Consider the following 13,903-nt stretch of genomic DNA (forward strand, 5'->3'; position numbering starts at 1 on the left):
TTAATTTGAGATTACCCAGCTTTTGGTCTTTCTACACTTACCTTCCAGTCATCACCAAAATAAGCCTTCATTTCATTGTCCAGTTTTGTTTTTTTATCCTGATCACCTTCATATTTAAGAATCAGCATTGAGGCTACGAACCGCAGGCTGCTTTGTTCTCTTGATGAAGGATCCATTACTTTTGCGATATCAAGGCATTTTTCAAAATACCTTATCATTTTATCTTTTGTCAAAACAGTATCATTCAGGGTTGCGATGATTCTGTAGCATTCAATAGCCATAGCATATTCTCCAATCTTCTGTGCTGTTTCTGCAGCTTTTTCAAATATTTTTTCTGCTTTGGATTTTTTGGAATTTCCTAGCAGATGGCTTCCGTAATTCATCAACATCTGGACTTCCAAAGGCGAATCCGGCTCTACTTCTTCTAATATCGTTCTGTAAGTATCTTCTGCACGGTCTTTTTTCTTATCTGCGGTGTAGGCTTGGGTAAGCATAAAATAGGCAGAAATTTCTCCCTGTTTATTCTTTTGCTCTTTAGCCAGTTTCACCGCTGTTTTCAGAGCATGTTCCGCTTCTTTGAATCTTTCTTTGCTTAAATGATTACTCGCTACAAGAATCTGCTGCTGAAAATCCGTATCCGGGCTATTCTTCTTCCGGTTGGTATGTGCTGCGGTATTCTGCATCAGCTGATGAATATCCACTTCTACTCTGAAACTATGTGCGGAAGGAATGTGTGGCAGTGTTCTATGGGTATGATGTTCTGCCCAGACCAGTTTAATATCTTTATTTTCTGATGCTTCACAGATGCTGCACCATTCTTTTACCCATAGTGACAGCTCTTCTTTATCACTGATCCTGAGCGGGGCAATATAGAGATAGATCCTGGAGTGCTGAATACTCGGGAAGTTTTTCTTTAACTCCAGTAAAGGATAAAATGCTTTATAAGCATCTGTTTTAAAAGATTCTTCCGGATTCTTTAAATCCCATTCTGGAATATTTTCTTGGCTTTTTTTCAGCATTTCGTAGAACTCGGTCCATTCATCCAATAAGATCTGCCCGTAAGAATTCATGCCGTTAAATTCCTGATAATGGAGTAAAAAAACATCGTCGCTTTCCTCATCTTCAGAAAGTTTCGATTTGATAAATCCATCAAAAAGATCCGTTTCATGCTTTTCTCCTATACAGATCAGCATAGGTTTTTCTTCGTTTTTTGAAACGACTTTCTGCCATTGTCTTTTTAATTTTACCAGCTCCAGATCTACAGGATTCATTTTCTTTTAATTCAGTTTTACAGTTCCGCTTACAATATTTGTTTCACTTCCGCCCCCTACATTTATTTTTCCTCCACTGCTGAGATTGGCTTCAGTATCTCCTCTCATGGAAAGGGTTTTGGTTCCGATATCCAGAGTATCTGATTTGATTCCTATTCCTGAAGTTGGATCACCATCTTCAGGTCCGACGCCAACTCCAATACTGGATGTTCCTCCCACTCCGATATTGATTCCCTGTACAAATATTTCTTTTCCTTTGATCTGAATATTTCCATCTTTATCCATATAAAGAGAGCTGCTTCCACAGTTGAGGGTGATAGAAATTTTGCTGTCTATCGTTATATTTCCTGCTCCATCCAGAAAGACAGAGTTTTGATCTTTATCTTTTACCGTAATTCCTCCGCCGTCATCCAGACTCATGGTATGACCGCTTTTACTGCTTAAGCTTTTAATATTATTTCCGGCACCTCCGCCGCCGCCAACTCCGCCATGAAACATTCCTCCCATTACAAACGGACGGTCAGGATGCTGATGGGCAAAATTGACCACCACCTGATCTCCTTCTTCCGGAATGGCCATAAATCCACGATTTTTGCTTACTTTTTCGCTTCCACCGCCATCTGGGGTCATTACTCTGATGTATTCTGTGGTGGTAGAACCATTCTGCCAGTCAAACTGAACTTTCACTCTTCCCTGATTTAAAGGATCTGTATTGGAAATTACTTTGGCAAATTGTGCATCTGCTTTTGGAGTTTGAAATTCCGGGCGGGGAATAAATCCTGTGTCAGAAGCAATGGCTTCAAAAGTTCCTGTATAATATCCTCTTGCATCTACCTCATGTTGCATATCTACAATCATCAGTTTGGTGAAATAGGTTGTTTCACTGCTTTCTGCTTTTCTCATTTCGATATCAGCGATACAGCCCGGATAAAGGAAAGGTACTGTTGTAATCCCTGAAATAACAAATACTTCTGAGGCTTTGCTTCCGGCTGTTCCTTTCTGAGAATTTTCCACATCCATAAAAGACGATGCTTTTATCGGAGCTACTCTTAGTGAAGGTGTTGTAAAGGTCTTTTCTGAAATCTCATAAGCTCTTTTAGCAATATCTGAAGTATGATTTATTTTTGAATTTCCAGTGGTTAATTTTTCATTTTTACTGCTGTTATAACCATAAAATGAAGGATTCACGTGCTGGGCTTTCATTTTTATCTTTACATCACTTACGCTGCTTCCGTAGGTCAGTTTTACTGGCTTTTCCTGAGGTGGCAGTTTTCCGAAATGAAGCACTTCCCCATCATAAAAAAACTGTTCTCCATAGGCTTCTGCCATTCTTGCGAGATAGTTGTAATGGGTTTCTTCGTATTGTGAGCTGTATGAAACATTTCCGTGTGCTGCATCTACCCTGAAATCAAAGGAGTTTTGTCCTAAACCTTCTTTAATCACCTGATCTGCAATACTGTTCAAACTGATTTCCTGTGCTCCGCCAAAACTTTGAATATGAGGAGCTGCATCTAAAAGAACGGTTGGACTTGATCCTGTAAGAACAATATTTCCCAGACTTCCTTTTTCCTGGCTAAAACCTACTTCTGTAATTACGCCTACAAAGTTTCTTTCCGGGCCATCCTCAACGTCTTTATATCTGAAAATTACAGTAATTCTTTTTCCCAGAAAGTTTTGCGCTTCTTCCAGATTATGATTTTCTGAACTCCCTAAAATATCGTGAGCCAGCATCAGATCAAATTCATGATGTTTTACAGCACTTTGCTTTAATTGAAAATGCTTGAAATGTTTGATCACCTTTCCGTCAATCACAATTTCAAGTTTTACCACACGGTTGATTCCTGCTACCTGATTGCCTGCGATTGTATTGGCATTATAAATTCCGGAAGTAGGCTGTTTGGACCATACTTTGTCTTCTACCAATGTGGGTGGGTTAGACTGTTTAACCTGATTCATAAACATTTGGGAGCCGTTCTGAACCATTCCTGTATAGGCTTGAGCCTGAACCATTTTTTCAGTTGCTTTTTTAACGGTTCCGCTCGATTTTTCCTGTATTTCCTTGGCAGCTTTGCCTACTGCCTGATCTTTCAGCGTTTCTTTTATATTATTGGCGGCTGGAATTTTATCTTTGGAAACAGGCATTTTGGGTGAATGATCGTCCTGAAACATAATTGTAGTATTTTGATTGATTGGGTGTCAAGTTTTTAAAGGCTAAAATTTATCTGAAGTAGATCAGATAGATTTTCGTTATCCGGATTCTATTCCGAAAAATAAAATGCAGATAATGAGTTCAAAACAGGGCATGAATAGTAATTGTAAAAATGTAAAGCAGAAAATTTTTTCACTTTACTCCCTGTTGAATTCCGGGATTTCTCCAGTATTTATCGTTATGAGATGAATGTTTTAATCATTATTAATTTTTTTGTCATTAGATTGGTGGTATTACAAAGATAGAACGGTAATTTCTATTCAAAAAATTTTCAGAAGCCAATCTGAAAATTTGTAGTAGTTCTACGACTTTCATATTAATAATTCTAAAATAAATGATTTAAAAAAAGAAATAAACATCTATTTATCAGAATAATATTTAACAATTTTTAATAAATAAAAACAACAAATTTATCACTATAAATAGACATAATTTAAAATTACGCTATAATTTGGTCACAAAAAAACCAACTGCAAATTCATTATTTACAGCTGGTTTTATATGAAATGATTCAATCAATGAAATCCTATTTACTGTTTTCTGAGTTCTGAAACTTTTTTAAGATAAACATCGGTCTGATCCAGAAATTCCTGATTGGTCTGTTGAACTTTTATATGAGGTATAATACCCTGCCCTCTTTTCTGATCAGGAAGATTTTGCGCATCCTGAATCACATGAACAATAGAAAATCCTGTCTGAATACCTGTATTAGGAAGTTCGTAAACCAATGGAAGATGACCGTTGTGTTCATAGTACCCTCCTACTGTTTCTTTTCCGATGACTACTGCATTGGTGTAGGATTTAATCAGTGATGCCAGATGCGAAGCTGCGGAAGCCACACGCTGGTCTACAAAAAGATAAAGCTGACCTTTAAACGTTCTGTCATTAGGTAGAATGGAAGGGTTTTTGTCATCCGCCCAATAATATTTTCCCTGAACTTCTTTAGGGTAAAGCTGTTTCAGATAAGCGTTCAATCCATGTTTATCCTTTACTCCGTTGGAAAGAAAAAGTGGAGTTATTACCAGTTTCCCTTCCATAGGCACTTCATTAAATTGAGTATAAGCATAATGACTGTCGCGGAAAGGTCTTTGGGTAAGATAAGAGAATACTTTCTCATAGAGAGCCCCTGTACCCCCGGTATTTCCTCTGAGATCTACGATAAGATTTTCTATTTTTTCCCGCTCCAGAGTATCCATCATATGTTCAAGAAAAACACTGAATTTTTTATAAGCAGGATCTTCTTTTCCGGTTGCAAAATCAAATCCTCTTAAAGATAAGCGGTACATTCCATTTCCCTCTTTAGTAAAACTGTATTTTTCTGAGAGCAATTTTCTGTCAAAAGCAAGTGAATGTCTTGAGTCCTGAAGTTTTTTAAAATTTTCCAATGAGATTCCGGGCAATGAAATTTCTTTTACACTTCCATTCCATTGATAACTGATAATATAGTTTTTGTGGGTTCCGAATTCTATATAAAATTTGTCCAGCATCCCTCTTTCAAAGCCTGTTGTTTCTTTGTAAGGCATTGAATATCCGTCAGAAAAATAGTATTTTGAAAAACGGCTGATCATTTCTTTGGCAGGAACTCCGTTGATAGAAAGGATTTCAGCACCTAAAGGCAGTGCTGCATCTTTTGAATCCTGAAGCAGGCGGCCGTCAATATTTTTCAGGGTTATGGGTAAATATTCCGGCTTTTGAGTGAGATAATAAGAAGCATGATTAGGCAGATCTGTATAGTTATGACAGCTTCCTTCAAATCCGGTAACATTTGCTATTACTTTATAAAAGTCGAAAATATTTTTGCTGTTTCGCGCGTCAATTTCTGCCTGTTGGTAGATACTGTCGATTTGATTTTTTGTTCTGTAAACATACAATCCTGAATTTGCCTTATCCCGGATAGAACGAAAGGTTCTAAGGTCTTCCACAAACTGGTCAGGACTGAACTGGCCATCCAAAATTGCTGCATTTTTAGATTCTGTAATGGAAATTTTTGCCGGTTTGCTTTTCTCCACATAAGATTTAGCCCAGACTTTCAGTTCATATTTTTTTCCTTTTTCCGGTGTAAAATAGAAGCGTTCAACACTTCTTATCCCTCTGGAATCATCCTGCTCCTTCAGCTTTTTTCCATCCATGAATAATGCAAGTCCCAAATTGGCATCTCCGGACTGTATTGAAATCCATGAAGGTTTGTGGGATTGTGGAATATATTTTAAGGTATCTCCCGGTTTCAGGTCTGAAATTGTTTGTGCATATACACTGTTTAACAACAATAAAAGAGGGATGATAAAGGGTCTGGTCATTATTATTTTTTGAATGGGCTAATATACAAATTAACCTCAACTGGCTGAAAAATATTCATTCATACATTTGATTACTATAATTTTATACTCATTTCCTGAACCTCTTCTGCAGAAAATCCGTAGATCTGTGGTGTTTTTATATCCAGAAGATTCAAATAAATATAAATTTCAGCTCTGTGATGAATTTCATGTTCTATCATCGCACGAAGCCATTTCCAGATAGAAATTTCATTGTTGGCAGGGGTTAAGCATTTGCGGGTAAGATCTTCATCGGAAAGTCCGCCAATGATTTCCAATGTCTGGCGATGCATCTCATTAAAAAACTTAACTGTATCTTCATAGCTATCAGCCAGTTCTTTTCCACATCCCGGATAAGCACTTTTCTTCCCGGAAATGGTTTCTCCATACATGTAGCGTTCTATTGTCGCAATATGTCTGATCTGATCTCCAATGGTAAATTTTCCCGGTTTATAGGTAAAATCAATATGTTCAGGTGGTACAACTGCTATAATCAGGTTGGTTCTTTCTCATATTTTTTGATAATAATCCAGGAATGATTGTACAGTTTTTATTTCCATATCTAACGGCTTTATCTTATGCTTTTTTGTAGGGTGAATATAAGAATTCTAAAAACAGGAGTTTTTGATTTTAATTATAAATTATATATAAAACCGGAAAAAATCCCGAATAAGTGAGTATAAAATTTGGAAACTTACTGAATATCCAATATTTTAGTTAAAAAATAACCATGATGAAAATAGGAACATGCTTGTGCATTATTCTACTATGCTTTAATCATATTACTGCTCAGTCTGTAAAAATTGATTCTGAAAAGCTTCTTGAATACTATGAAACACAACGTTATGCAGATGCTGCAAAATATCTTCAGAGTATATATCCAGAAGATACACAGGATATAAAAGCCCTTTCTCAAATAGCTTACTGTAATATGATGGCCGGTAAACTTCCGGAATCAGAGAAAAATTATCAGAAAATCAATACTATTCAGCCCAATAATCTGTCTACTCTATTCAGTCTGGCGAGTATTAATTCCAGACGGGGAAATGCATCCAATGCCAAGGCCTATCTTCAGCAGATTATTCAGGTGGACAGTCTCAATTTCAGTGCTTATAAACAGCTTGCAAGCTATGCAGACACTCCAGAATCAAAACTTAATTATTTAAAAAAAGCCAATACTCTGAACGCTACAGATCCTGATGTGGCTTATGATCTTTCTCTGGCTTACAGTGGCCTCAAACAATTTAAACCAGCTTATAATGTATTAAAAACTGCCATTGCTTCCGATACAGAAAATTTCACTTTACAACAGGCTTTATTGCCGGTTGCCAATCAGTTGGGAAAGTATCCGGAGGTGATCGAAATTGGTGAAAAACTGTTGAAAAACCATGCGGATGTGAACGTAATGAATGATATGGGGCAGGCTTATTTTTATGTAAAAGATTATCAGAAATGCATTACTCTTTATAAAATGCTGGAAGATATGGGAGTACAAAATGAAGGTACCTTATATTTTATGGCGTTAAGCTATCGTGAACTTAAAGATTATAACAATGCTGCTATCTATGCTCAAAAGACAATTGATGAAGCTATTTCAGATCATACCACATTATATTACGCCGCACTGGCAGGCATTTATGAATCCAAGAATCAGTATAATGATGCGGTAACGGCCTATAAAAGAGGATTAACCTTTGGTACGAGCAATATTATTTATTATCGTTTGGGGCTTCTTTACGATCTTAATCTGAAACAACCCAAAAACGCTGCAACTTATTATCAATTATACCTTAAAAACAATCCGGATCAGGAAAAAGAAAAAGAGCAGATTGCATATGCTAAAGGCAGAATTCCTGGTTTAAAATAGATATAGAGAATTTTGTCCCCGTACTGATGGTTTAGTCGTCATTGAAATGAATAACAAAAAAATATAGATCATGAAAGAATTTGCATTAATCTTCAGGCTTAAAGATATTTCCGATTTTAAACCTTCCCCGGAACAAATTCAGGAACGGATGAACTGGCTGGGAAACATTGCCGCTCAGAATAAACTGGTGGACAAAGGAAATACCCTTCTGCCTGCCCCTGGAACTGCAAAAACTGTAAAACCGGATAATATTGTAACTGACGGACCTTACACGGAAATCAAAGAATTTATCAGCGGATATATTATTGTAAGAGCAGAGTCTATAGATGAAGCAGTAGAAATGGCAAAAGGAAATCCCATCTTTAAAATTGGGGGTAATATTGAAGTGCGAGAAGTTTTGAAGGTGTAAAAAAATATGAAGCTGGAAATCAGGAATTGGAAGTTATTGCAATCTATGTTGAAAATTGTACTCTTCATTCTGGAGTCTTTTTAAATCCAGCCTACTTTTTTTCTCCAGACCGTATACCCGGCATCTTTACTGTCTATTTCTGGAATCTCTTCAGGCTCTGGGATGTTGTTAATTTCCTCTTTTGAGAGTTCAGGCAGGTTTACCTTTTTACGTTCTTCGTTCAGATTGTCTTTATTTTCTACAGGATAGATGGTTCTTTCAGCACTCAGTTGTGTTCCGTATTTCTGTGGCTTACTTTGAAAAACCTGGATCCTGTCGTATAAATAGGCTATATTCGCAGGATTAATATCACTGCTATTCTCCTCCATCATGATGAGACATTCTTTCATAAATTCTGGCTCACTAATGGCATGCTGAATAATCAGCCAAGCAGCCTCGCTTGCGTTTTTACCTATTTTTGAAATGGTAGGATAACCAATTTCCGATATAATTTCCCGAAGACGTTGTGCATTAGCTCTATGAATACGTTCCATTTCAGGATGATAACCTCCGGATAATTCTCCTGCTTCCAACAGTTTTTCTCTAACTGACAGATCTTTATCAGCCATTTCAAGGAGTTCTTTTTCAAAAGGAAGATGATTCATATTATAAATGATAATTGATGATTGATAATTGATGATTGATGATTGATAAACGATTAATTTAATTATTCTGTGAAATCATATCAAGAACGAAGCGTGCTCTGTTTCCTACGGCTGCTTTCGGGACTTCTATGAGATTGTATCCATATTCCTGATAAATATCCTTCATGCATTCAAAGGTAAGAATCGCTTTTTCAAAGGTTTGTTTTCTTTCCTGATCATTTTCGTAAATTTCTTTCCATGGGGGAAGAATGAAAACATTGTTATGATACACCATTTCTCTTGCTTTCGCTTCCATTGATTTTGGAATAGGAATATTTTCAAGCCTCATATAACCCAGCGTATCCAATATTCCCCGGTCGAAGAAAACAGGTTTTGTATTGGGCATGTGACTTATTTTAAGATAGGATTTTACAGATTCTGCAAACATCAGTTCTGCAAAAAGTTCTTTATTAAGCCATGGAAGTCCATCATTACCAGAATCAATTTGTTCCTTAATGATTTTCCTTCCTTCTTCGGGTACGGTTTCCAGCCCGTTTCTGTTTAATTCATCCAGCAAGGTCGTTTTTCCTGCTCCGGGACCACCCGTCATGATATATAATACTGAATTATCCTGTTTCATGAGTTTGATTTATATTCCGGAGGACTTATTTATTATTTTTAATGATATTTTTATAGGTATTGATACGGTCTTCTTCCCGATGCATATTGCACAATATGAGAAGATCATCCGTATTGTATTTTTCTGAAACCTGCTGTAGTTTTTGATTGACAGACGCTGGTGTTTCCATGATAATCCTATCTAAAACCGTGAAAAACACTTCTTCATCATGAGTTCCCAAAATCCTTTGCTCTACTTCTTCAGAGGAAAGAACAGCATTGGGACTTACTAATTGACGGGATTGCAAAAACTGATATGCCATTCCATAAGCATTCCTTCTGGCCTGTTCAAGAGTGTCTGCAACCGATACCGCTAATGCAATCTGTAAAGAAGGCCGAGAAAAATATTGAGTCTCATCGAATTCTCTGAGATAAACTTCTGTATTTTCCATCCCATTCTCATTGTTCATAAAGGCAGCAAACGAATAGCCAATCCCATGTTTTGCAGCTTCCATGGCAGAGGTCTTTCCTGAACCCAGCCACATGATCTCCGGTATATGCTTTACTTGGGCAGGTTGTGCAATTAAACCGTCATATACTCCTTTTTCATCTCTGATGAATTGAATAATCTCTTCCAGTTTCGTTTCCATATTGGATAAAATGACGGGTTTATGATTATTCAATGCCATTACCGCATCTTTCAATCCTCCGGGAGCTTTTCCCAATCCGAGAATAAAACGTTCTGGATATAGAGTTGACAGCATTTTGGTCCATTCCGCGATCTTATAAGCAGAATAGTTACGCATCATAATGCCGGCTGTTCCTATCCTGATACGATTTGTTTTACTGAGTACGATGGCAGCTAATAATTCAGGGCTGGAACTGCCATAGGCTTCTACTCCATGATGTTCAGAATACATGATGCTGTGAAAGCCAGTTTCTTCAGCCAATAAAGCGAGATTGATACTGTTTTCCAATGCAGATGCTGCACTGCCTCCCATAGTTGTAGGTGACTGATCTAATATCCCTAATTTCAGCTTCATACTATTGAATCAATTTTATGGTGAAGGTATGAAAAAAGCTTTATTGAATGGTGAAATATACACTGATCATTCTTTGGGAGGAAACACAATTCCCTCTTCTTTGATCAAATCATAACCAAATGTCATGATGGTTTCAATTACCGGAATCGCTTTTTTCCCTTTTTCTGTAAGGCTATACTCCACTTTTGGCGGAACTACGGGGAATACTTCCCTGTTAATCATTTCTTTAGCCTCTAATTCACGCAGCTGGCTGGTCAGCATTTTGTCTGTAATATGGGGAATATCTTTTTTAAGCTCACTGAAACGAAGTGGTTTCTCCTGTAATCTCCACAGGATCGGCATTTTCCAGGTTCCGCCGATATGGCTTAAAGCAAACTCAATAGGAGTATAATACAGTCTTTTATCATGGAAAAATTCAGGCATAGGAATCGTTTTTACCGTTACCCTCTCAAAAAGGTAAGGTTATCAAAAGGAAATATACAACTTCTAAGCTTCAGTAAAAAATAAAACCTTCCGATAATGGAAGGTTTGTTTATAGAAAATGATTATGCACATCTGATATCAGCACAACCGCCACCGCCGCCATTTCCATTTTTGTAATAACATGCTGAAGTTGGGCATCCACATGCTATACATTCACTCTCTGCTGGCGGACGACCACCTGTGATTGTTTTTAAACTTTGTCTCGCGATTTTCTTTAGATTTTTCATAATAAATAAGTTATTAGTTTGAAAGAGTAATTTAATAAAAAATCATTGAACAGCTTTGATTCCAATTGTTAAAGTTTTATTTTTCTTAGAATATAATACAAAAGGGTCAGCAACACAGCTCCTCCCATAATGATCAGCCACCAGTAAGGCAAAACCCAGAGTATAAAATATTGTATGGAATTAACCAAATAGAAAAACATATTCTCCGAAGGATAAACCTGTGTGAAAGCAGAGTCTGTAAGCCCCAGAATATAGGCTATCAAAGACAATATCATGATGTTTATGATGAACACTTTGAGTATATCTTTCTTCATAGCCATATTAAAAATAAAAAAGTTGAATCGCTATCTAACTATTTGTTCGCCGTTTTAAACTTAATAAGAAGCTTCTCTTCTTTCAGCGAATAGCCTTCTTTGGATCTGAAACTTTTATTGGTGAGTACAAACTCATATTCTTTATTAGGTTTAAGATCTACTCCCAGAACCAACGTTTTATCCGTATTTTCCATGCCTAACACTTTGGTAATGGGCATATATTCTTTTCCTTTATCAGAAAGATTGAAAGAATAATATTCCGGTATCATTTCTTTTGAGAAAGTGATGCGTATTTCTTTTGTATCAGGATTTACATCTGCAGAACCATTGGCAGGGTCCATTTTCACAACAGCTGGCGACTTCTTACGGTATTCCTTCATCAGGTCTCTTGTTTTTTCTTTAAAAAATTGAGATTGAGTAAGAAAATTTTCTACCGCTTTATCACTATTGTAATTCAGCTCAATAATATCTTTGATGGCCTTTTTCTTATCTTTGGCATTCTGGTAATACAACTTACTGATTTCATACCCTACATAATATCCTAAATCTGCACTTTCACCTTTATCTCTTCCATTGTAGAGCCAGTTGGTATAATTTCCGGTGAACATTTCTTTTTTAAACAGATTTTTCACTTTATCCGCATGAGCAGCACCGTAAGATAAATATTTCTTTTCCTGAGGCTTATTCATCACAAGCTCGGCAATCAGGTCACATGATCCTTCTTTTATAGATTGGTTTAAAACCCTTCTGCGGTCTCCGGTCTGCTGGGTATGGATATATTCATGAATATTCAGAGAAACGATATTATCCAGAGACTGCTTTGCAAAAACGCCTTTCAGCCATTCATCTTTGAATTCTGAAACATCTGTAGACGCAAGTCCCGTAACAAGTTCAGCCCCTACCAACACCATATTTCCACTCACCGTTCCTCCGGAGTTAAGTCCACCAATGGTAAAATACATTTCAGCATCTTTAAGTTCAGGATATAGCTCCTTTAGCTTGGCAACACTGGCTTCCAGTTCTTTGGTTTTGGTTTTTATCGTCAAAGTATTGGGTCTGACAGAATTCCAGAATTTGGGATATTGCTCAATATTTTTTACATAAACACTGTCATTATAATTTCTGGCCTTCATAAAAGCTTTTAAACCTTTTGTAGCTTTATCCGTATAAAGCCTTTTTATCAGATCGAGTTTTTGGGAGTGATTGTCTGTCTTTTGAATACTGTCATAAGCTACCCAAAAATTATCAATATCTGAAGTAAAAATTTTGGCCGATTGCTGTGAAAAAGCACTAGCAAATACAAGTGAGAAAATAATAGTAGTGAAACGTTTCATGATTATTCTTAAACAGTAACAATGATACATACAATTATTGTATTTTGCAACTCACTTTTATAGTATAAACACGCCCATTGTAAAAGCTTAGAGATGGTAAAACCAGCAGAATAACTCCAACAAAAAGAAATCAGAATAAGTATTTTATCATTTATTTATATCTATTCCAAATAATTTTAATTCTTTCCATTTTATTATCGCAAATATTTAATACTTTAGCTTAATAATTTGAACGAATGGGAATAATCCTTAAACCAATTGATATTGTAGATGATATTTCACAAGAAGATTTCCGTGAAAAATATCTAAAGCCATGTAAGCCAGTGGTAATCAGAAATATGGCAAGAAAATGGCCCGCCTACCAAAAATGGACGATGGAGTATATGAAAGAAGTAGTAGGTGACGTTGAAGTTCCCCTTTACGACAGTTCCAAAGCAGATCCTGCCGCTCCTATCAATACTCCAACGACGAAAATGCCATTTCGTGATTATGTTGACCTTATTCAAAGGGAGCCTACTGATCTAAGAATATTTTTCTTTGATCCTATAAAATTTGCTCCAAAACTTTTGGACGATTATGTTCCGCCAAAGAATCTGATGGGTGGATTTTTGGATAAGTATCCCAGTATGTTTTTCGGAGGTAAAGGTTCAGTGACTTTCCTTCATTATGATATTGATATGCCGCATATTTTCCATACGCATTTCAATGGAAGAAAGCATGTCCTGTTATTTGAATACAAATGGAAATCAAGACTTTATAAACTTCCATATGCTACCTATGCACTGGAAGACTATGATATTGCCAATCCTGATTTTGAAAAATTTCCGGCATTGGACGGTATTGAAGGTATTGAATGCTTTCTGGAGCACGGAGATACATTATTCATGCCTACGGGCTGGTGGCACTGGATGAAATACCTGGATGGTTCATTCTCTATTTCTCTGCGTGCATGGGACAAAAGCTGGGCCGTAAAAGCACATTCTCTTTGGAACCTTGCTGTTCAGCGTAATTTTGACAACTTCATGAAAGGACGATACAAAAAAAGGTATATGGACTGGAAAGAAAGAAAAGCGGTAGAAATAGCGAATAACGCATTGAAAAAAGGACTTCCTAAATAACAGGAAGCAATTCTTATACAAGCAAAGAGAGTGGATGATCATGATAAATCATCCACTCTTTTTTATCCGTGG

At 36.7% G+C, this 13,903-nt stretch carries 14 protein-coding genes; 3 read left to right on the forward strand and 11 right to left on the reverse strand.

Annotated features, from left to right (window positions below):
- Positions 1 to 11: 11 nt before the first annotated feature.
- From BOQ62_RS01435 to BOQ62_RS01450, 4 genes are all read right to left on the reverse strand, one after another.
- Entirely contained in the window at positions 12 to 1,271 is a 1,260-nt protein-coding gene (locus tag BOQ62_RS01435) for a tetratricopeptide repeat protein (RefSeq protein WP_129036645.1), read from the reverse strand.
- Positions 1,272 to 1,277: 6 nt separating this feature from the next.
- Positions 1,278 to 3,440, reverse strand: a complete 2,163-nt coding sequence (locus BOQ62_RS01440) for a type VI secretion system Vgr family protein (RefSeq protein WP_129036646.1) — start codon at positions 3,438 to 3,440, stop codon at positions 1,278 to 1,280.
- A gap of 570 nt (positions 3,441 to 4,010) precedes the next feature.
- Positions 4,011 to 5,777 (reverse strand): S41 family peptidase, encoded by a 1,767-nt coding sequence (locus BOQ62_RS01445; protein ID WP_129036647.1) that lies wholly within the window; start codon positions 5,775 to 5,777, stop codon positions 4,011 to 4,013.
- Between the two features lie 74 nt (positions 5,778 to 5,851).
- Complete coding sequence (locus tag BOQ62_RS01450) at positions 5,852 to 6,292, reverse strand: DinB family protein (RefSeq protein WP_317127347.1); 441 nt, start codon at positions 6,290 to 6,292, stop codon at positions 5,852 to 5,854.
- 233 nt (positions 6,293 to 6,525) lie between these two features.
- Here BOQ62_RS01450 and BOQ62_RS01455 point away from each other — a divergent pair, with 233 nt between their 5' ends.
- Positions 6,526 to 7,662: a tetratricopeptide repeat protein gene (locus BOQ62_RS01455; RefSeq protein ID WP_129036648.1), complete on the forward strand. Its 1,137-nt coding sequence runs from the start codon at positions 6,526 to 6,528 to the stop codon at positions 7,660 to 7,662.
- Between the two features lie 70 nt (positions 7,663 to 7,732).
- Positions 7,733 to 8,071: a YciI family protein gene (locus tag BOQ62_RS01460; protein ID WP_129036649.1), complete on the forward strand. Its 339-nt coding sequence runs from the start codon at positions 7,733 to 7,735 to the stop codon at positions 8,069 to 8,071.
- Between the two features lie 80 nt (positions 8,072 to 8,151).
- Here BOQ62_RS01460 and BOQ62_RS01465 read toward each other — a convergent pair whose 3' ends face one another.
- The 7 genes from BOQ62_RS01465 to BOQ62_RS01490 all read right to left on the reverse strand — a co-directional run bounded on the left by BOQ62_RS01465 (position 8,152) and on the right by BOQ62_RS01490 (position 12,713).
- Positions 8,152 to 8,715, reverse strand: a complete 564-nt coding sequence (locus BOQ62_RS01465) for a DUF6624 domain-containing protein (RefSeq protein WP_129036650.1) — start codon at positions 8,713 to 8,715, stop codon at positions 8,152 to 8,154.
- Positions 8,716 to 8,773: 58 nt separating this feature from the next.
- Positions 8,774 to 9,334, reverse strand: coding sequence for an AAA family ATPase (locus BOQ62_RS01470; RefSeq protein WP_129036651.1), 561 nt, complete (start codon positions 9,332 to 9,334; stop codon positions 8,774 to 8,776).
- A 25-nt stretch (positions 9,335 to 9,359) separates the two neighbouring features.
- On the reverse strand, positions 9,360 to 10,355 hold the full coding sequence (locus BOQ62_RS01475; protein WP_129036652.1) for an MsnO8 family LLM class oxidoreductase: 996 nt from the start codon (positions 10,353 to 10,355) through the stop codon (positions 9,360 to 9,362).
- Positions 10,356 to 10,421: 66 nt separating this feature from the next.
- Entirely contained in the window at positions 10,422 to 10,778 is a 357-nt protein-coding gene (locus BOQ62_RS01480; protein WP_129036653.1) for a winged helix-turn-helix transcriptional regulator, read from the reverse strand.
- 122 nt (positions 10,779 to 10,900) lie between these two features.
- Positions 10,901 to 11,065, reverse strand: coding sequence for a bacteriocin-like protein (locus tag BOQ62_RS22300; protein ID WP_158521351.1), 165 nt, complete (start codon positions 11,063 to 11,065; stop codon positions 10,901 to 10,903).
- A gap of 68 nt (positions 11,066 to 11,133) precedes the next feature.
- Positions 11,134 to 11,379 (reverse strand): hypothetical protein, encoded by a 246-nt coding sequence (locus BOQ62_RS01485; RefSeq protein WP_129036654.1) that lies wholly within the window; start codon positions 11,377 to 11,379, stop codon positions 11,134 to 11,136.
- Between the two features lie 38 nt (positions 11,380 to 11,417).
- On the reverse strand, positions 11,418 to 12,713 hold the full coding sequence (locus tag BOQ62_RS01490; RefSeq protein WP_164976653.1) for an Ig-like domain-containing protein: 1,296 nt from the start codon (positions 12,711 to 12,713) through the stop codon (positions 11,418 to 11,420).
- A 236-nt stretch (positions 12,714 to 12,949) separates the two neighbouring features.
- On the opposite strand from BOQ62_RS01490, the gene BOQ62_RS01495 reads away from it, so the two are divergent.
- Positions 12,950 to 13,831 carry a cupin-like domain-containing protein gene (locus tag BOQ62_RS01495; protein WP_129036656.1) on the forward strand — a complete coding sequence of 294 codons (882 nt, stop codon included), beginning with the start codon at positions 12,950 to 12,952 and terminating at the stop codon, positions 13,829 to 13,831.
- Positions 13,832 to 13,903: the final 72 nt, after the last annotated feature.

It is taken from the genome of Chryseobacterium sp. CH21, from assembly GCF_004119445.1.
Lineage (GTDB): Bacteria > Bacteroidota > Bacteroidia > Flavobacteriales > Weeksellaceae > Chryseobacterium.